This is a genomic window from Pseudarthrobacter sp. NPDC058119, from assembly GCF_042884655.1.
GTDB lineage: Bacteria > Actinomycetota > Actinomycetes > Actinomycetales > Micrococcaceae > Arthrobacter.
The window spans coordinates 16870-32947 of the sequence record NZ_JBHVTN010000002.1 but is presented as its reverse complement, the minus strand read 5'-3'; the positions used below and the strand labels follow the sequence as shown (position 1 = coordinate 32947).

The 16078-nt window shown below is 67.5% G+C and carries 15 protein-coding genes; 6 read left to right on the top strand and 9 right to left on the bottom strand.

Annotated elements, in window-relative coordinates; all coding sequences use genetic code 11:
* Position 1: 1 nt before the first annotated feature.
* Positions 2 to 1678, top strand: a complete 1677-nt coding sequence (locus ACFVTD_RS05165) for an FAD-binding dehydrogenase (RefSeq protein WP_387559092.1) — start codon at positions 2 to 4, stop codon at positions 1676 to 1678.
* On the opposite strand, the gene ACFVTD_RS05160 is transcribed toward ACFVTD_RS05165, so the two are convergent.
* The gene (locus ACFVTD_RS05160) at positions 1635 to 2171 is read right to left on the bottom strand and encodes a GNAT family N-acetyltransferase (RefSeq protein WP_387559089.1); all 537 of its coding nucleotides are present in this window, start codon (positions 2169 to 2171) and stop codon (positions 1635 to 1637) included. The two genes, ACFVTD_RS05165 and ACFVTD_RS05160, sit on opposite strands and share 44 nt — an antisense overlap.
* Positions 2172 to 2237: 66 nt before the next feature.
* On the opposite strand from ACFVTD_RS05160, the gene ACFVTD_RS05155 reads away from it, so the two are divergent.
* Positions 2238 to 3128 carry an ion channel gene (locus tag ACFVTD_RS05155; protein WP_387559086.1) on the top strand — a complete coding sequence of 297 codons (891 nt, stop codon included), beginning with the start codon at positions 2238 to 2240 and terminating at the stop codon, positions 3126 to 3128.
* Between the two features lie 24 nt (positions 3129 to 3152).
* Complete coding sequence (locus ACFVTD_RS05150; RefSeq protein WP_387559083.1) at positions 3153 to 3653, top strand: DinB family protein; 501 nt, start codon at positions 3153 to 3155, stop codon at positions 3651 to 3653.
* Between the two features lie 21 nt (positions 3654 to 3674).
* Here the strand turns inward: ACFVTD_RS05150 and ACFVTD_RS05145 are convergent, their stop codons facing one another.
* Positions 3675 to 4592: a LysR family transcriptional regulator gene (locus ACFVTD_RS05145; RefSeq protein WP_387559080.1), complete on the bottom strand. Its 918-nt coding sequence runs from the start codon at positions 4590 to 4592 to the stop codon at positions 3675 to 3677.
* 95 nt (positions 4593 to 4687) lie between these two features.
* On the opposite strand from ACFVTD_RS05145, the gene ACFVTD_RS05140 reads away from it, so the two are divergent.
* Together ACFVTD_RS05140 and ACFVTD_RS05135 are read left to right on the top strand one after the other, a co-directional pair.
* Positions 4688 to 5713 (top strand): MBL fold metallo-hydrolase, encoded by a 1026-nt coding sequence (locus tag ACFVTD_RS05140; RefSeq protein WP_387559077.1) that lies wholly within the window; start codon positions 4688 to 4690, stop codon positions 5711 to 5713.
* A 20-nt stretch (positions 5714 to 5733) separates the two neighbouring features.
* Positions 5734 to 7050 carry an MFS transporter gene (locus ACFVTD_RS05135; protein ID WP_387559074.1) on the top strand — a complete coding sequence of 439 codons (1317 nt, stop codon included), beginning with the start codon at positions 5734 to 5736 and terminating at the stop codon, positions 7048 to 7050.
* A gap of 49 nt (positions 7051 to 7099) precedes the next feature.
* On the opposite strand, the gene ACFVTD_RS05130 is transcribed toward ACFVTD_RS05135, so the two are convergent.
* Positions 7100 to 8017 carry a CPBP family intramembrane glutamic endopeptidase gene (locus tag ACFVTD_RS05130; RefSeq protein WP_387559071.1) on the bottom strand — a complete coding sequence of 306 codons (918 nt, stop codon included), beginning with the start codon at positions 8015 to 8017 and terminating at the stop codon, positions 7100 to 7102.
* A 16-nt stretch (positions 8018 to 8033) separates the two neighbouring features.
* Positions 8034 to 9083, bottom strand: coding sequence for a response regulator transcription factor (locus tag ACFVTD_RS05125; RefSeq protein WP_387559068.1), 1050 nt, complete (start codon positions 9081 to 9083; stop codon positions 8034 to 8036).
* Positions 9084 to 9251: 168 nt separating this feature from the next.
* Between ACFVTD_RS05125 and ACFVTD_RS05120 the strand changes: the two genes are divergently transcribed.
* A complete protein-coding gene (locus ACFVTD_RS05120; RefSeq protein ID WP_387559065.1) occupies positions 9252 to 9686 on the top strand; it encodes a nuclear transport factor 2 family protein in 435 nt (144 codons plus the stop codon).
* Between the two features lie 11 nt (positions 9687 to 9697).
* Here ACFVTD_RS05120 and ppsA read toward each other — a convergent pair whose 3' ends face one another.
* From ppsA to ACFVTD_RS05095, 5 genes are all read right to left on the bottom strand, one after another.
* The gene (ppsA, locus tag ACFVTD_RS05115; protein WP_387559062.1) at positions 9698 to 12109 is read right to left on the bottom strand and encodes a phosphoenolpyruvate synthase; all 2412 of its coding nucleotides are present in this window, start codon (positions 12107 to 12109) and stop codon (positions 9698 to 9700) included.
* A gap of 147 nt (positions 12110 to 12256) precedes the next feature.
* Positions 12257 to 13090 carry a pyruvate, water dikinase regulatory protein gene (locus tag ACFVTD_RS05110; protein WP_387559059.1) on the bottom strand — a complete coding sequence of 278 codons (834 nt, stop codon included), beginning with the start codon at positions 13088 to 13090 and terminating at the stop codon, positions 12257 to 12259.
* 9 nt (positions 13091 to 13099) lie between these two features.
* Positions 13100 to 13735, bottom strand: coding sequence for a lactate utilization protein C (locus ACFVTD_RS05105; protein WP_387559056.1), 636 nt, complete (start codon positions 13733 to 13735; stop codon positions 13100 to 13102).
* Entirely contained in the window at positions 13732 to 15258 is a 1527-nt protein-coding gene (locus ACFVTD_RS05100; protein WP_387559053.1) for a LutB/LldF family L-lactate oxidation iron-sulfur protein, read from the bottom strand. Before ACFVTD_RS05100 ends, ACFVTD_RS05105 begins: the two co-directional genes overlap by 4 nt.
* Complete coding sequence (locus tag ACFVTD_RS05095) at positions 15255 to 16058, bottom strand: (Fe-S)-binding protein (protein WP_387559050.1); 804 nt, start codon at positions 16056 to 16058, stop codon at positions 15255 to 15257. The genes ACFVTD_RS05100 and ACFVTD_RS05095 overlap by 4 nt, the downstream gene beginning before the upstream one ends.
* Positions 16059 to 16078 lie beyond the last annotated feature (20 nt).

Below are 16078 nucleotides of genomic sequence, written 5' to 3'. Positions count from 1 at the left end.
CATGGACGCGGACGTCATCATCATCGGCGGCGGCCTGGCCGGGCTGGTGGCCAGCAACGAGTTGGTCCGCGCCGGCAAACGCGTAGCCATCGTGGACCAGGAGAACGCCGCCAACCTGGGCGGCCAGGCGTTCTGGTCGCTGGGCGGCATGTTCCTGGTGGACACCCCGATGCAGCGCCGGCTGGGCGTCAAGGATTCCTTCGAGCTGGCGTGGCAGGACTGGCAGGGCTCGGCGCAGTGGGACCGGCTCTCCGGCCCCCACCCGGAAGATGAGTGGGCACAACAGTGGGGCCGCGCCTACGTGGAGTTCGCCGCCGGCGGGATGCGGGCCTGGCTGCAGGAGCAGGGCATCCGGTTCACCCCGCTGGTGGGCTGGGCCGAGCGGGGCGACGGCAGGGCCGGCGGCCACGGCAACTCGGTCCCCCGCTTCCACGTCCCGTGGGGCACCGGCACCGGGGTGTCCGAACCGTTCGCGGACAAGGCGCGGGCGGCGGCTGCGGCGGGCAGCGTCCGGTTCCATTTCCGGCACCGGGTGGACGGTCTAACGTACGACGGCGGCACGGTCACCGGGGTGCGGGGCGCGGTGCTGGCACCTGACGCGTCCCCGCGCGGAGTGCCCTCCACCCGGGATGTTGTTGGCGGCTTTGAACTCCGGGCGCAGGCGGTGGTGGTCGCGTCCGGCGGGATCGGCGGCAACCATGACCAGGTGCGCCGCTGGTGGCCGGAGCGGTTGGGGACGCCGCCGAAGAAGATGGTCACCGGGGTGCCGCAGCACGTGGACGGGCGGATGCTGGACATCGCGGACCAGTCCGGCGTCCGCCTGGTGAACCGCGACCGCATGTGGCACTACACCGAGGGCATCCAGAACTGGAACCCCATCTGGCCGGACCACGCCATCCGCATCCTGCCCGGCCCGTCGTCCCTGTGGTTCGACGCGGTGGGCAGGCGGCTCCCCTCCCCCGGCCTGCCCGGCTACGACACCCTGGGCACCCTGCGGCTCCTGCGGACCACGCCGGACACTCAGCAGCACAGCCATTCCTGGTTCATCCTCAACCAGCGGATCATCGAGAAGGAGTTCGCCCTCTCCGGCTCCGAGCAGAACCCGGACATCACTAACCGGGACCTCAAGCTGCTCCTGAAGACCCGGCTGGGCCGCGGCGCCGGCGGCCCCATCGAGGCCTTCAAGGAACGCGGCGCAGACTTCGTGGTGGCAGACAACCTCGTGGACCTGGTCCGCGGGATGAACGGGCTGACGGAGCAGCCGCTGCTGGACTACGGGCAGCTCAAGCGGCAGATCGACGAGCGGGACGCAGAAATCCGGAACCCCTATTCCAAGGACACGCAGGTGACGGGCATCCGCAACAGCCGCCGCTTCCTGGGCGATCGGCTGTTCCGCACCGTGAAGCCGCACCGGATCCTGGACCATGAAGCGGGCCCGCTGATCGCCGTGCGGCTGCATGTGGTCACGCGCAAAACGCTGGGCGGGATTCAAACCAACCTCTCCGGCCAGGCGCTGGGGCACGGTGGCCGTTCCGTTCCCGGCCTGTACGCCGCGGGCGAGGCAGCCGGGTTCGGTGGCGGTGGCGCGCACGGGTACAACGCGCTGGAAGGCACCTTCCTGGGCGGCTGCATCTTTACCGGCCTGACTGTTGGACGGTCCCTGGCGCAGGCGCTGTAAGCCCCGCCCGCACCAGCCGGAATTCGGGCAGGGCCTCCCATTCGGGCGGGAGGGTATTGCGCTTCCCGTCCGGCCGGAACCCCTGCTTCAGGTAGAAGGCCAGGGCGCGGGGATTGTCCTCCAGCACCCACAGGTATGCGGGAGAGGGGCCGACGGCGGCGCCCACCAGCGCTGCGCCAAGGCCAGTCCCATAGGTCCGCCGGAGGGTGTAGATCGAGTACAGTTCCAGCGCTTCAGGGGCATCGTCCTCGCGGCCTGGACCGGCGTCCGCGTAGCCCACCAGCTGGTTTGCGGCGTCGAACGCAAGGATGCGCGGCTCGTTGGTATCCAGGAAGGCCCGACGCCGTTCCACCCGTTCCGGGATGGCCGCCCTGCGCCGCCGGAAAAACTCCGGTGACAGCAGGTGCGGGTAGCACTCCTCGTGCGCCTGAGTCTGCATGAGCACCACCGCTTCGGCATCGTCCGGTGTGGCTTGGCGAAGGTGAAAGTCCATGGCGCCAGCCTAGCCAGCGGACCGGGCACTCCGCGGCACTTGATCCCGGGGCACTTAAGATGAGGGATGGACCTCGAGGGCGTGCTGTTGACGGCGGTTGGCGCGGCACTGATCCTGTTGATGATCGCCGACGTCTTCCGCACCCTGCTTTATCCGCATGGTTCTGGACCGGTGGGCAGGACCATCATGCGCGGGTTCTGGCTCCTGTCCAAAAAGCTCAGGGGCGGTGCGTCCTCCGCCGCCGCGCCGCTGGCCATGGCTGCGGTCATCGCCGCCTGGGCTACCCTGGCCGCGGTGGGTTGGGCGCTCCTGTACCTTCCGCATTTGCCGGCGGGCTTCTCCTACTCCAACGGCATTCCCCGCCAGGCCGACTTCGCCGAGGCGCTGTATATCTCACTGGTGGCACTTTCCACCGCTGGATTCGGCGAGATCGTCGCAGTCCATCCGGTACTCCGGCTGGTGATGGCTTTCCAGGCGGTGGCCGGTTTTGGCCTGCTCACGGCCACGGTTTCCTGGATCCTGCAAACCTACCCGGCACTGAGCCGGCGCCGCGCCCTGGCGCACCAGCTGAACCTGTTCCGGGAAGCAGCCGGACCCGCGGGCATCGCCGCACTGGAAGCCCGCCACGCGGCGGCGCTGTTGGAGTCGATGGCCGAAAACGTGGCGTCCGTCAGCATCGACCTTTTGTCGTTCCACGAAACCTACTACTTCCATGAGGTGGAGCAGCGCGGATCGCTCCCGGCCACCCTCGCCTACGCCCACCAGTTGGCGTCGGAGGCCCAGGACAGCGACAACACCGAACTCCGGTTTGCCGGGCGGATGCTCTACGCGGCGCTGGAGGATCTGGCCGGTGTGCTGCGCGGAAAGTTCGGCCATGTGGGCGACACGTCCTCCGACGTGTTCGACCACTACGAACTCCACCACCGGCACCGGCGCCCACCGGAACGGCGGGGGTGAGGGTCCGCTTGCTAGGGTCTGCGTATGGCATCCCACTTCCACTCCATGGACGACGTCATCAACGAGCCTGAGCGCGTCCAGTTCGAGTTCTTCCTGGACGAGCACCGGGCCGCGCTGGACGCGTGCCTGGACGGGCTGACCGAAGAGCAGGCACGGCGCCGGCTGGTCTTATCCAGCACCACGCTGCTGGGCCTGGTGAAGCATGCCACCTTCGTGGAAAAGGTCTGGTTCGATGAGGCTTTCACGGGACGCCCGCGCCGCGAGATCGGCATCCCCGCCACACCGGATGAGTCATACATCCTGGACGACGGCGACACCATCGAGTCCGTCCGGGCAGCCCACCGGGAGGCCTGCGCGGCTTCCCGTACCGCGGCAGCTCCCCTTGGCCTGGATGACGTGGTGACCGGGAACCGTCGGGGACCCGTTCCGCTGCGCTGGCTGTACCTGCACATGCTGCGCGAACTTGCCCAGCACTGCGGCCACGCGGACATCCTGCGGGAGCAGATCCTGGCGGAGAAAGCTTAGGCGGCCTCAGCCACCGGAAGGTCAGGACTCGGTAGCCACTCCACTCGCGATCCTCCTGGCCACCTCGATGACGACGTCAACCCTGCGGGGCCGACGGCCGCCTGGCGGCACTGCAGCGACCACGCCATTTGACGGCACATCGTCCGCCACGGGGACCAGGCAGACGCCTGACTCCGGATAGAGGTGTTCCATCCCGGCCCAGACGTTGTTGACGCTGTAAGCCTGCCCGCTGGCAACGATGCCGCGGATGGTTTCCGACACCACGCTCCGCCACCGGACACGCGGCTCGATGCCGGCGGACTGGAACATCGCCAGGACGCGCTCGGCACTGGGTGGAACGTTGAACAGGACCGCGTCCTCGTCAGCGAGGTCCGCGAAATGAAGCGACTTCCGGTTCGCGAGCGGGTGCTTGGCGTGCAGGAGGAAGTGCATGCGGGATTCAGCAACGGGGATCAGGTCCACGCCTGGAACAGCCTGGAGCGAATAGATGAATGCCGCGTCAAGGGAACCGCCGGCGGCAGCCTGCTGCAGTTCCTCGGCGGCACCTTCGGTGAAGTCCACTTCAATTTCCGGCCAGCGCCTGCCTACCTCGGCCAGGAGCCGCGGCATCAGGCGCGGACTGATGGCCACCATGCAACCGATTGACACCCGTCCACGCAGTTCCTCCCACCCCGCGCGGACAGCATCCGGGATTTCAGCCGCCTCTCCCAGGACGCGGCGGGCCCGGGCACCGAGCGCCTCGCCCGCAGCGGTAGGCACCACCCGTTTGGACCGGGTCCGCAGGAAGAGTTCGACGCCGAGGGCCCGCTCCAGTTGGGCGATCGCCATGGAGGCTGCGGCCTGGGAGATGTTGCTGTTCCTGGCAGCGTCGGTGACCGAGCCCGCGTCGAGGACAGCGACGAAGTACTGCAGTTGACGGAGGGTGAATTCGGCAGCCATAAGTTTTCCTGATCATACTGCTCAAATTGATTGATTATACAAATGATGTGCGCCAAAGCACACTTGAAACCAGCCTCGAACCAAAGGAGATTCCCATGGCGCATTCTTCCTCCCCGTACGTGATCACTCTCGGTACCGCCGGCGGCCCACGCTGGTGGGCGGCGGCCGATTCGGGCGAACGGACCGGTATCGCAACGGCCGTGGTGGTCGGCGACACGTTCTACCTCGTTGACTGCGGCCAGGGAGCGGGCCGGCGTCTTGCCCAGGCGGGCCTGGACCTGAAGGACCTCCGGGCGCTGTTCATTACCCACCTCCACTCCGACCACGTGTATGACCTCGCCGGCATCGGCATCTTCGGCCTCTACGCGCTGCAGCACCGGACCAGCGATCCCGTCCGGATCATCGGACCCGGAGACCGCGGCGCACTGCCTCCGGTGTCCCCGCGGGCCGTCGTCGCCCCCGCGCCCCTCGCCCCCTCAAACCCCACGCCGGGGACCCGGGACATGTTCAAGATGCTGATGGCTGCACACGCAACGGACCTTAACGACCGCATCCTCGACAGCCTGAAGCCCAGCCCCCTCGACGTCTTCCAGGCCGAGGATATTTGTATTCCGGACGGGGTCGGATACCACCCCAACAACAACCCGACTCCGCAGATGGACCCCTTCGAGGTCTACCGCGACGAACTCGTGACCGTGACCGCCATCCTCGTGGAGCATCCCCCCGTTGCCCCGGCGTTCGCGTTCCGGTTCGATACCGCGGGAGGTTCTGTGACCATTTCCGGGGACACGTGCTTCACGCAGAATCTGGTCACCCTTGCCCAGGACACCGATCTTCTGCTGCACGAGGCAATCGACTTCGATTGGGTCGAGCAGCTCTACGGCGACAAGGCGGACAGCGCCTCGCGTGCCGCACGCGACCATCACTACAAATCACATACGAGCGTGCGCGACGCCGCCAAGGCCGCGGAGGCCGCCGGCGCCGGTCAACTTGCCCTGCACCACCTCGTCCCCGGCCATGCACCCGATCGGGTGTGGCGGGAAGCAGGCGAACACTTCTCAGGCCGCTTCGCCCTGCCCAACGACCTGGACATCATCCCTTTCGGCTCCCAGCGCCGCTAACTGAAACGTCAGGAAAAGACATGGCTTCCACAATCCCGCTCGCCACCGACGGCCAGTCCGTCTCCCTGAACTCGAAGGACATGCGCCGCATCCTCGGCTCGTCCTTCATCGGCAGCGCCATCGAGTACTACGACTTCATGCTCTATGCAACGGCGGCGTCGCTGGTGTTCGACAAGGTGTTCTTTGCCGGCCTGGGCCCAGGGTTCTCGCTTTTTGCCTCGTTCGCCACGCTCGCGGTGGGCTACCTCGCGCGGCCGCTCGGCGGCGTCGTCTTCGGCCACTTCGGTGACCGGCTGGGACGGAAGAAGATGCTCGTGGTTTCGATGCTGATCATGGGCTTCGGCACCGTTGCGATCGGCCTCCTGCCGACTACGGCGCAGGCCGGCATGGCAGGCCCGGTTGCCCTGGTGGTCCTGCGCCTGATCCAAGGGGTCGCCGTCGGCGGCGAATGGGGAGGCGCCGCCCTCATGGCGATCGAGCATGCTCCTGCGGAGCGCCGCGGATTCGCGGCCGCCTTCGCCAATGCCGGCGGACCGGCCGGGGCCATACTCGGAACACTGGCCCTCTCACTCTTCGCGGCCCTGTCCGGCCCAGGGTTCCTTACCTGGGGCTGGCGGGTTCCGTTCCTGCTGAGTGCCGTCCTGATCATCGCCGGCCTGGTGATCCGCCTTAAGGTCTCCGAGACTCCCGCGTTCCAGCAGCTTCAGTCGGCCGGTGAACAACACAGGGTCCCGCTGCTCGACGTCCTGCGCAACAACTCCCGTGCGGTGCTCCTCGGACTGACTGCCACCACAGCCTTCTATGTGTGCCAGGCGATGACCACAGTGTGGGGCGTATCCGTGGCAGTGGAGAACGGCGCCGATAAGAACGGCGTGCTGAACATTAAGGCCGCCGCTGCAGTCCTGACCCTCGTCATCTGTTTCTACTCGGCGCGCCTCAGCGATCGGATCGGCCGCAACCGGGTCCTCATCGGTGCCTCCATTCTCGGCATCGTCCTCACGTACCCAATCCTCATCCTGATCACCAACGGGACACTCTGGGGCTTCGGGCTCGCGATCGTGCTCGGAAACGGACTCGTCCAGGGCTTCCTTTACGGACCCATCGCCGCCTACGTCGCCGAGCAGTTCCCCACACGCAACCGCTACACGGGGTCCTCGCTCGCCTACCAGGGCGCTTCGATGCTTGGGGCCGGTTTCACGCCCCTCATCGTTACCGGCCTGAGCCTCGCAGGCGGCGGAAGCATCTGGCTTATCGGGGTCTTTTGGATTGGTGTCCTGGGCGCGGCGGCGACGGCAGTGCGCTTCACCCCCGAGGGAACCCGCCGGGAAGTGCAGTGAGGGCTGGGCGGGGAAATTAGGAAGGAGCCTCGGTGTGGCGGCGCCGAGGCTACCTCCGCCGGCGCGGCGGCCTGTGCGGTGGCCGGATGTGGAGGGGCAGGAAGCGCCGCGGACCGGTCATCTCTCCCCGGCTTGTCAGTGCCACCGCCGCGACCAGCAGCCACATTGATGCAGCCTGGCCCCACGGATAGACCTGCTGGGGAACCCCAGGTGCCAGCGGGTTGAGGATGAACTGGAAGGCCGCCAGGCTCGCGTGCATCAGCGCTGCCACCAGCACGCTTCCTGTATGGTCGTAAACCCACACCATGAGCACCCTGTACGCCGTGAGCTGGCCGACGAGCACCGACACGAGCCACAGCGACATGAAGACCGCCAGCGGCACCCCGCCGTTCGTCCCGCCGCCGCCCCAGTAGTTCACGAAGAAGTGCCAGGCGCCCCACGCCACGCCCACCAGCAGCCCGGTCCAAAGAACGCCGTAGTGCTGCCTGGCCCTGGGAATGGCGAACCCGGTCCAACCGATTTCTTCAAGAAGACCCACCACCACGCCGAGCACCAGGGCCATGACCAGGGTTCCTGCCCTGTCCGGCTCCGTGGCAATCCGCGGCGCGTAATCCGGGGAGGATATCCAGAGGACCAGCACGGGGGCGGCAAGGGTCACGGGGGCGACCAGCAGGGCGAAGAGGTACCAGCGCCCCTCGACCCGCCATATGAGCAGCCGCCCCAAGAGGTCCTGGTAACCTTCCCGGCCCGACGCAATTCCAGTGAGGACGAGGCTGGCCACCGCGGGTCCCAGCAGCATGGCCGGCACGGTGGCGGGGAGGGTGAGCTGGAACTGTTCCGGGGTGGGCGAGAGCCCGCCCGTGGCCAGCTGCACGGCGAGCACAATGGCGCCCCACGACAGGAAGAAGGTCACGCCGAAGTACCACGGCAACGGGTGCCTGCGCACCGATTCCGTCAGGGCGTGCATCGGAACTCCCCTCGTTTCACGCCACCAGCCGTGCCACCAGCTCTCCCCGGCTGCCGACCCCCACCTTCCCGAAGACCGATTTCAGGTGGTCGTGGACGGTATGCGGTGAGATGAACAGGTGCCGGGCGATCTCCGCCGTCGAACTGCCCGTCAACACCTCGAGGCACACATCGCGTTCCCGGGCTGTGACGCCGTACGCCATCAGCAGCAGGCTGGCGAGTTCATGGGTTGTGGCCGGTTCCACGGTGACCACCATCTGCTCCGGGTCATCGCCGGTGATCAGCCTGCTGGCCTGCAGCACCACCCAGTTGTTCCCGGCGTCCCGCATCCTTGCCCGGGCGGTCCCGGACACTGCCGCGTGGGCCTGGGCCACCACCGCGTAGAGCGTCTGGCTGAAGCGCCCCGGCGCCGCGTCCTCCACGGCGGCGAGCCAAGAAGCGGCCGCGGGAGTAGCGGCGCGCAGGTCGCCGTGCAGCCCGGCCAGGACAATGACGGGCCCGACGGCGGCCGGCCCGGCGGCGCGCGCCGCGCGGACCACGGCGCGGGTCGCCGCGGCCAGGGTGGCGGTGATGGCGGAGAGAAACTCCACCTCCCGGTCGGTGAAATCCCGGCCCGCTGCCCGGAAAATGCTGCCCACTCCCCAGCACGCCTCGTCCACCCTAAACGCGGCGCGGAGCTCGTGTTCCAAGCCCAGTGGCCTGAGCAGGTCGTTGATCCGGACGCTGCCGGCCACCTCCCGGTGCGGCGCGTCGGAGATCCTGGCCACGGGCCGTGGACGCCGCAGGAGCTCCACGAACGTGTTCGGTTCCCGGCCTGTGTACTCCGACTGGGCAAACCGCAGGAAATACTCCTCGAACTGGTGGCTGGACACCGGCCACGGCCGCCAGTTGGAAATGGAGGTCATCGCCATCGAATCGGGGTCGACGCCGGCCCAGCACCCCTGCTCGAACGGCACCTCCCGCTGCACGACGGCGAGCGCCGACGCATAGAGGTCGGCCAGGTCCATCCCGGCGGCCGCCATGGACGCGATTTCCCGCCGGGCACGCTCCGCGCGATCCTCCCACATACCTCCAGTATCGTCCCGGCGGCCCGCGCGGCAATCCCCTAATGTGGGGGTTTCCGGCATGCACCGAAACCCCCGGTGAGGGGATCGCAACGGTGCGTGCCGCCGTCGTAAGTTCCCCTTACGGACGCCGGGCAACGGGCCCGGCTGCGGCACTCACTGGAGGCTCACATGGGACAGGCACGCGATGCCATGGACCGCCTGATGGCGGCCATGGACGCCAAGGACAGGGATGCTTTGGCCGGCTGCTATGCCGAGGACGCGGTCATCCGGACTCCGGACCAGGCCGGCCTCAGCGGACGGACGGCGATCGCGGACTACTACGCACACTTCTGGGAGGCGATGCCGGACGTCAGGTACGACAGGACAGCCACGCATGAGGCCGGGGACGCGGCCATTGCCGAGGGCTTTGTGGTGGGCACGAACACTGGGCAGCTGGGCCTGCCTGCCGGCGGTAGGCTTCCGCCCACCGGACGGCAGGTAAAGGTCAGGAGCTGCGACGTCACTGCGGTGAAGGACGGCGTGATCACCTCGCACCGGGCCTACTTCGACCAGCTGGAACTCCTGGGCCAGCTCGGGCTGCTGCCCGAACCGGCCCAGGGGTAACTGGCTAGGCGCTAAACGGCGGCAGCTGCGGCAACGTCCGGAGTTTCCTCCGACGCGCCGGCGAGCCGGAGCCAGGTGTCCACCACGGTGTCCGGGTTCAGGGAGACGGAGTTGACGCCCTCCTTGACCAGCCACTCAGCGAAGTCAGCGTGGTCGCTGGGGCCCTGGCCGCAGATGCCCACGTACTTGCCACGGGCGCGGCAAGCCTTGATGGCCATGCTCAGCAGCTTCTTCACGGCAGCGTCCCGCTCATCGAAGCTGTTGGCAACGATGGCCGAGTCGCGGTCCAGGCCCAGGGTCAGCTGGGTCATGTCGTTGGAGCCGATGGAGAAGCCGTCGAAGTGCTCCAGGAACTCATCGGCCAGCAGCGCGTTGGAGGGCAGCTCGCACATCATGATCACTTCAAGGCCGTTTTCGCCGCGGCGCAGGCCGTTCTCGGCAAGCAGCTCGATGACGCCCTGCGCCTCGTCCAGGGTCCGCACGAACGGGATCATCAGCTTGACGTTGGTCAGGCCCATCTCGTTGCGGACGAAGGACAGGGCCTCGCACTCGAGGTCGAAGCAGTCCCGGAAGGACGGTTCCAGGTAGCGGGACGCGCCGCGGAACCCGATCATCGGGTTCTCTTCGTGCGGCTCGTAGGCCGGGCCGCCGATGAGGTTGGCGTACTCGTTGGACTTGAAGTCGGACATGCGCACGATCACCGGCTCCGGGGCGAAGGCCGCGGCAATGGTGGCCACGCCCTCGGCAAGCCGCTTGATGTAGTACTCACGGGGGCTGTCGTAGGCGCTGATCCGCTGCCGGATTTCGGCGGCCACGTCCTCCGGCTGGCTCTCCAGGTTCAGCAGGGCCTTGGGGTGGATGCCGATCTGCCGGTTGATGATGAACTCGAGCCGGGCCAGGCCCACGCCGTGGTTGGGCAGCTGCGCGAACGTGAACGCCTGCTCCGGCGTGCCCACGTTCATCATGACCTTCACCGGCGCCTCTGGCAGCTGGGTGATCCCGGTTTCCTCAACGCTGAAGTCCAGCAGGCCCTGGTAGATGGCGCCGGTCTCGCCGTCGGCGCAGGAGACAGTGACTTCCTGTCCGTCGGACAGGGTGTCGGTTGCGTTGCCGGTGCCGACGACGGCGGGAATCCCCAGTTCGCGGGCGATGATGGCCGCGTGGCAGGTACGTCCGCCGCGGTTGGTGACGATCGCGGAGGCCCGCTTCATGATGGGTTCCCAGTCGGGGTCGGTCATGTCCGCCACCAGGACGTCGCCGGTCTGGAAGGAGGCCATCTGGTCGATGGAGGTGAGGATCCGGACCTTGCCGGCTCCGATCCGCTGGCCGATCGCGCGGCCTTCCACCAGTACGGGCCCGCTGCCGTTCAGCCGGAACCGGCTCATGCTGCCGGGGGCGCGGCGTGACTGCACGGTTTCCGGGCGTGCCTGCAGGATGTACAGGCCGCCGTCGGTCCCGTCCTTGCCCCACTCAATGTCCATGGGGCGGCCGTAGTGCTTCTCGATGGCGACGGCGTGCCGCGCGAGCTGCTCCACGTCGTCGTCCGTCAGGCTGAAACGCGCGCGCAGGGAGTCCTCCACCGGCACGAAGTCGATGGTGCGGCCGATCTCGCTGTTGTTGGTGTACGTCATCTGCAGGGCCTTCTCGCCCAGGCCGCGCTTGAGGATCGCCGGGCGCCCGGCCTCGAGGGCGGGCTTGTAGACGTAGAACTCATCCGGGTTCACCGCGCCCTGCACCACGGCTTCGCCCAGCCCGTAGGAGGAGGTGACGAACACGGCGTCTTGGAAGCCGGACTCGGTGTCCATGGTGAACATGACGCCGGAAGCGCCGACGTCGGAGCGCACCATGCGCTGGATGCCGGCGGAGAGTGCCACCTCGGCGTGTTCGAACTTGTGGTGCACGCGGTAGGCGATGGCGCGGTCGTTGTAGAGGGAGGCGAAGACGTCCTTGATGGCCTGCAGGATGTTCTCGATCCCGCGGACGTTCAGGAAGGTTTCCTGCTGGCCGGCGAAGGAGGCATCGGGCAGGTCCTCGGCGGTGGCGCTGGAACGGACAGCCCAGGAAAGGTCGGCCGATCCGGCGTGCTTGTCCACCAGCTGCTGGTAGGCCTCGCGGACCTGCGCCTCAAAGTCCGGCAGGAAGGGCGTCTCGCGGACCAGGGCGCGGATTTTCTGGCCGGCCGCGGCCAGGGCCGTCACATCATCGGTGTCCAGCCCCACCAGGCGGTCGGCAATCTTCTGGTCCAGGCCGGAATCGGACAGGAACCTGCGGTACGCGTCCGCCGTGGTGGCGAAACCGTCCGGGACCTGGACACCGGCGGAGGTCAGGTTCTGCACCATCTCGCCCAGGGAGGCGTTCTTGCCGCCCACCTTGTCCAGGTCTTTGAGTCCGAGTTCAGAGAACCACAGAACGTCTGTCGTCATGCTTGCTGCTCCTTTGCAGTGGGGTGGCGTAGGCAGGGCCGGCCACCCACGGTAGTGCCGGCCGGAAGAAAAACCCTGTCCACAGTTTCAGGTCTGCCGCTTAGTTTCCACATGATGTGCGACACACCACGTTTGTGAATATTTTCGTCAGTGCTTCAGGTTCATCCGCTGCAGGATGGTTGCTGCCATTTCCTCCACGGAAACGGTGGCGGAGTTGAGGTACGGAATCCGGTGGGAAACGTACAGCTGCTCGGCGCTGCGGAGCTCAAACCCGCACTGCCGCAGCGACGCATACGGCGAACTGGGCCGGCGCTCGGTGCGGATCTGGCTGAGGCGCAGCGGGTTGGAGGACAGGCCGAAACACTTCGACACGAATGGCTTCAGGGGCTTGGGCAGCCCGTCGCTCTGGAAGTCTTCATCCACCAGCGGGAAGTTGGCGGCGAAGATCCCGTGCTGCAGCGCCAGGTACATGGTGGTGGGCGTCTTTCCGCACCGGGACGGGGCCACCAGGATCACCTGGGCCTTCTCCAGCGCCCGCAGGCTCTGCCCGTCGTCGTGCTCCATCGCGTACTCCACCGCCGCCATCCGGGACTGGTAGCGCGCGGCGTTCCCCAGCCCGTGGGCCCTGCCCGGTTCCCCGCTTGCCGGATGGCCGAGCGCCTCCTCCAGGACTCCCACGTGGGTGCCGATCAGGTCCACCATGGCGCCCTTGCAGCCGGCCAGGATCTGCCGGATCTCGCTGCTGACGGCGGTGGAAAAGACCAGCGGCTGCGGCCCGGTTGCGGCCAGGCCGTCGATGGTCCGCACCACGGACCGCGCCTGTTCCTCGGTGGTGATGAACGGGATGGTGACGCGGTCGAAGTTGTCTACGGGGAACTGCGTCAGCAGCGTATTCCCCAGGGTTTCCGCGGTGATGCCGGTGCTGTCCGAAAGAAAGTAGACAGGCCGCAGTGCAGAAGTGTCCAGAGCAGCGTTGGTCATGGCAAAACTCTAGCGGGCAATGATGACATCCAGCCTGCGCGGGCCGTGGACCCCCTCCACGCGTTCCAGCTCAATGTCGCTGGTGGCACTCGGCCCGCTGATCATGGTGATGGGCCGGGTCCCGTCGATCCGGCGCAGCGCTTCGGGCAGGATGCCGGCGATGTCCGCGGCCTTGACCACGCAGATGTGGTGGTCAGGGACCAGGCTGATGGCACGGCGGCCCTGGTTGGCGCTGCCGTCCAAAATGATGGTTCCCGTCTCGGCCACGGCCACCGCACTGCCGGTCACCACGGCGTCGGTTCCGTCCAGGTCGGTGACGCTGAGCGGTTCCGCTGAAGAGTCGACGCGACGGCGGGACGTGGTCTCGCCGTCGTCCATCCCTGCCAGCCAGCCCCCGTCGAGCCCTTCGGGGACCACGTAGCTGCGCGCCCCTTCAAGGAGCGACGCAATCGTGGCGGGCACCCCGGATTCCGGCACCACGGCCACCTGCGCCTTGTAGTCCACCAGCCGGTCTACCAGGAGGTCGATCAGCTCGTCTGTATCCATCCCGGACCCGGACCGGTACTCCCGGGGGATCTGCGCCGCCTCCGGGCTGTCCTGCAGCGCGGCGCGGACCCGCGAGAGGATGTCTTCGCGTGCGGTCATTGCTGGGTTTCCTTATCGTCTTGGGACGGCGCGGCTTGCGACGGCGCGGTGGACGTGTGCTCCTTGGCCCACCAGTCCCGGAAGGACTGGGCCGGGGGCGCCGGGATGTCGCGGCTCTGGGTCCAGCCGCCGGCGATGCCGGGCAGCTTCTTGATCTTCTTGTCCCGTCCGGCGGCCAGGCGGCCCAGCGGCAGTCCCTTCTCCACCAGGCCCAGGTTCTTGCCGGAGGAAAGCGCCCAGGACGCCGCCTTCATGCCCACGTCCATCTGGCTGGGGACCTTCTTGGTCCCGCGTTTGCTGTCCACGTCCACGCTGCGCAGGTGCACCAGGATGTCGGGGATGTTGATCTTCACCGGGCAGGCGTCGTAGCAGGCACCGCAGAGGGAGGACGCGTAGGGCAGGGAGTTGTTTTCCTCGGCCTCGATGCCGGTCAGCAGCGGGGAAAGGATCGCGCCAATGGGCCCCGGGTAGGTGGAGCCGTAGGCGTGCCCGCCCGTCCGCTCATATACGGGGCAGACGTTCATGCAGGCGCTGCAGCGGATGCAGTGCAGCGCGGAGCGGCCCATTTCATCCGCGAGCGCGGCGCTGCGGCCGTTGTCCAGGAGCACCAGGTGCACGTTCTGCGGCCCGTCACCCTCCGTCACACCCGTCCACAGCGAGGTGTACGGGTTCATCCGCTCCCCGGTGGAAGACCGCGGGAGCAGCTGCATGAACACTTCCAGGTCCTGCCACGTGGGCAGCAGCTTCTCGATGCCCATCACCGTGATCAGGGTTTCCGGCAGGGTGAGGCACATGCGGCCGTTGCCCTCGGATTCGACGACGGCCAGGGTGCCGGAATCTGCAAGGGCGAAGTTTGCCCCGGACACAGCCACCTTGGCGGTGAGGAACTTGCGGCGCAGGTGCTCGCGGGCGGCCATGGCCAGGACGGGCGGATCGTTGGTGAGCGCCGGATCGGCTCCGGGCATTTCACGCAGGAAGATGTCCCGGATTTCGGTGCGGTTCTTGTGGATGGCCGGCACCAGGATGTGGCTGGGCTTGTCGTGGTCCAGCTGGACGATGAGCTCGGCGAGGTCCGTTTCGAAGGCCTCGATTCCCTGCTCCTCGAGGTACTCGTTGAGCCCGATCTCCTGCGTGGCCATGGACTTGACCTTGACCACTTCGGTTTCGCCGGTCTCCCGGACCAGTCCGGCCACGATTTCGTTGGCCTCCCCCGCGTCGCGGGCCCAGTGGATCACGCCGCCGCGGGCGGTGAAGTTCTTCTCGAACTCCTCCAGCAGTTCGGGCAGCCTGGCCATCACCGACTGTTTGATGGCGGAGCCGGCGTCGCGCAACTGCTCCCAGTCGGGCAGTTCGGAGACCACGGCCTGGCGCTTGTCGCGGATCGTGTGCGTGGCATGGCCAAGGTTGGCCCGCAGCTGGGCGTTGCCCAGTTCGCGGTGCGCCGCCTTGGGAAAGGATTCGCCTGCGAACAGGTTTCCCGAGCCGAAGACCGGCAGTGTGGGCATTCCCAAAAAGGTGGTCATCGGAGGGCCTTTCCGGTGGAGACGCGGACTTCGCCGGTCACGGACGCTGGTTCTTCCATGGTGCTTGCGAGGATTTCCGCCAGGTGGAGGGTGGTGGTGGAGCTGCCCTGCCGGGAGAGTCCGCCGCCGATGTGCATCAGGCAGGAGGCGTCCCCGCCGGTGCAGAGTTCGGCGCCGGTGGCTTCGACGTTGGCCGCCTTGTCCTGGAGCATGGCCGAGGAAACATCGGCGTTTTTCATGGAGAACGTGCCGCCGAAGCCGCAGCACTGGTCCGCCTCGGGCAGGTCGGCCAGATCAATCCCCTGCACGGTCCGCAGCAGGCGGGACTGCCTGTCCCCGAGCCGCAGCAGGCGCATGCCGTGGCAGCTGGGATGGTAGGTGACCCGGTGCGGGAAGTAGGAGCCCAGCTGGGCGCCGGCGTCGGTCACGCCCAGCACGTCCACCAGCAGTTCGGAAAGTTCGTAGGTTTTGGCCCCGACGGCGGTGGCCCGGGCTTCCAGCGCGGCGTCGCCGCAGGAGCGGGCCACCATGGGGTGCTGGTGCTTCACCGAGGCAACGCAGGAGCCGGAGGGGGCGACGGCGACGTCGTAGTCCGCAGAATCGAAGGCGGCCACGTGGTTGGCCACCACGGGGACGGCCTCTTTCAGGTAACCGCTGTTGACGTGCATCTGGCCGCAGCAGGCCTGGCCCGCTGGGAACACCACTTCGTGTCCCAGGCGCTCCAAAATCCTGACGGTGGCCTTCGCCGTGGCCGGATACATCGCATCCACGATGCAGGTGGCGAACAAGGCAATTCTCATGGCGGCCTTCCGGGAATGAG

Coding starts and splice junctions, on each gene's coding strand:
- ACFVTD_RS05165 (WP_387559092.1), top strand. CDS start 2: ATGGACGCGGACGTCATCATCATCGGCGGCGGCCTGGCCGGGCTGGTG.
- ACFVTD_RS05160 (WP_387559089.1), bottom strand. CDS start 2,171: ATGGACTTTCACCTTCGCCAAGCCACACCGGACGATGCCGAAGCGGTG.
- ACFVTD_RS05155 (WP_387559086.1), top strand. CDS start 2,238: ATGGACCTCGAGGGCGTGCTGTTGACGGCGGTTGGCGCGGCACTGATC.
- ACFVTD_RS05150 (WP_387559083.1), top strand. CDS start 3,153: ATGGCATCCCACTTCCACTCCATGGACGACGTCATCAACGAGCCTGAG.
- ACFVTD_RS05145 (WP_387559080.1), bottom strand. CDS start 4,592: ATGGCTGCCGAATTCACCCTCCGTCAACTGCAGTACTTCGTCGCTGTC.
- ACFVTD_RS05140 (WP_387559077.1), top strand. CDS start 4,688: ATGGCGCATTCTTCCTCCCCGTACGTGATCACTCTCGGTACCGCCGGC.
- ACFVTD_RS05135 (WP_387559074.1), top strand. CDS start 5,734: ATGGCTTCCACAATCCCGCTCGCCACCGACGGCCAGTCCGTCTCCCTG.
- ACFVTD_RS05130 (WP_387559071.1), bottom strand. CDS start 8,017: ATGCACGCCCTGACGGAATCGGTGCGCAGGCACCCGTTGCCGTGGTAC.
- ACFVTD_RS05125 (WP_387559068.1), bottom strand. CDS start 9,083: ATGTGGGAGGATCGCGCGGAGCGTGCCCGGCGGGAAATCGCGTCCATG.
- ACFVTD_RS05120 (WP_387559065.1), top strand. CDS start 9,252: ATGGGACAGGCACGCGATGCCATGGACCGCCTGATGGCGGCCATGGAC.
- ppsA (WP_387559062.1), bottom strand. CDS start 12,109: ATGACGACAGACGTTCTGTGGTTCTCTGAACTCGGACTCAAAGACCTG.
- ACFVTD_RS05110 (WP_387559059.1), bottom strand. CDS start 13,090: ATGACCAACGCTGCTCTGGACACTTCTGCACTGCGGCCTGTCTACTTT.
- ACFVTD_RS05105 (WP_387559056.1), bottom strand. CDS start 13,735: ATGACCGCACGCGAAGACATCCTCTCGCGGGTCCGCGCCGCGCTGCAG.
- ACFVTD_RS05100 (WP_387559053.1), bottom strand. CDS start 15,258: ATGACCACCTTTTTGGGAATGCCCACACTGCCGGTCTTCGGCTCGGGA.
- ACFVTD_RS05095 (WP_387559050.1), bottom strand. CDS start 16,058: ATGAGAATTGCCTTGTTCGCCACCTGCATCGTGGATGCGATGTATCCG.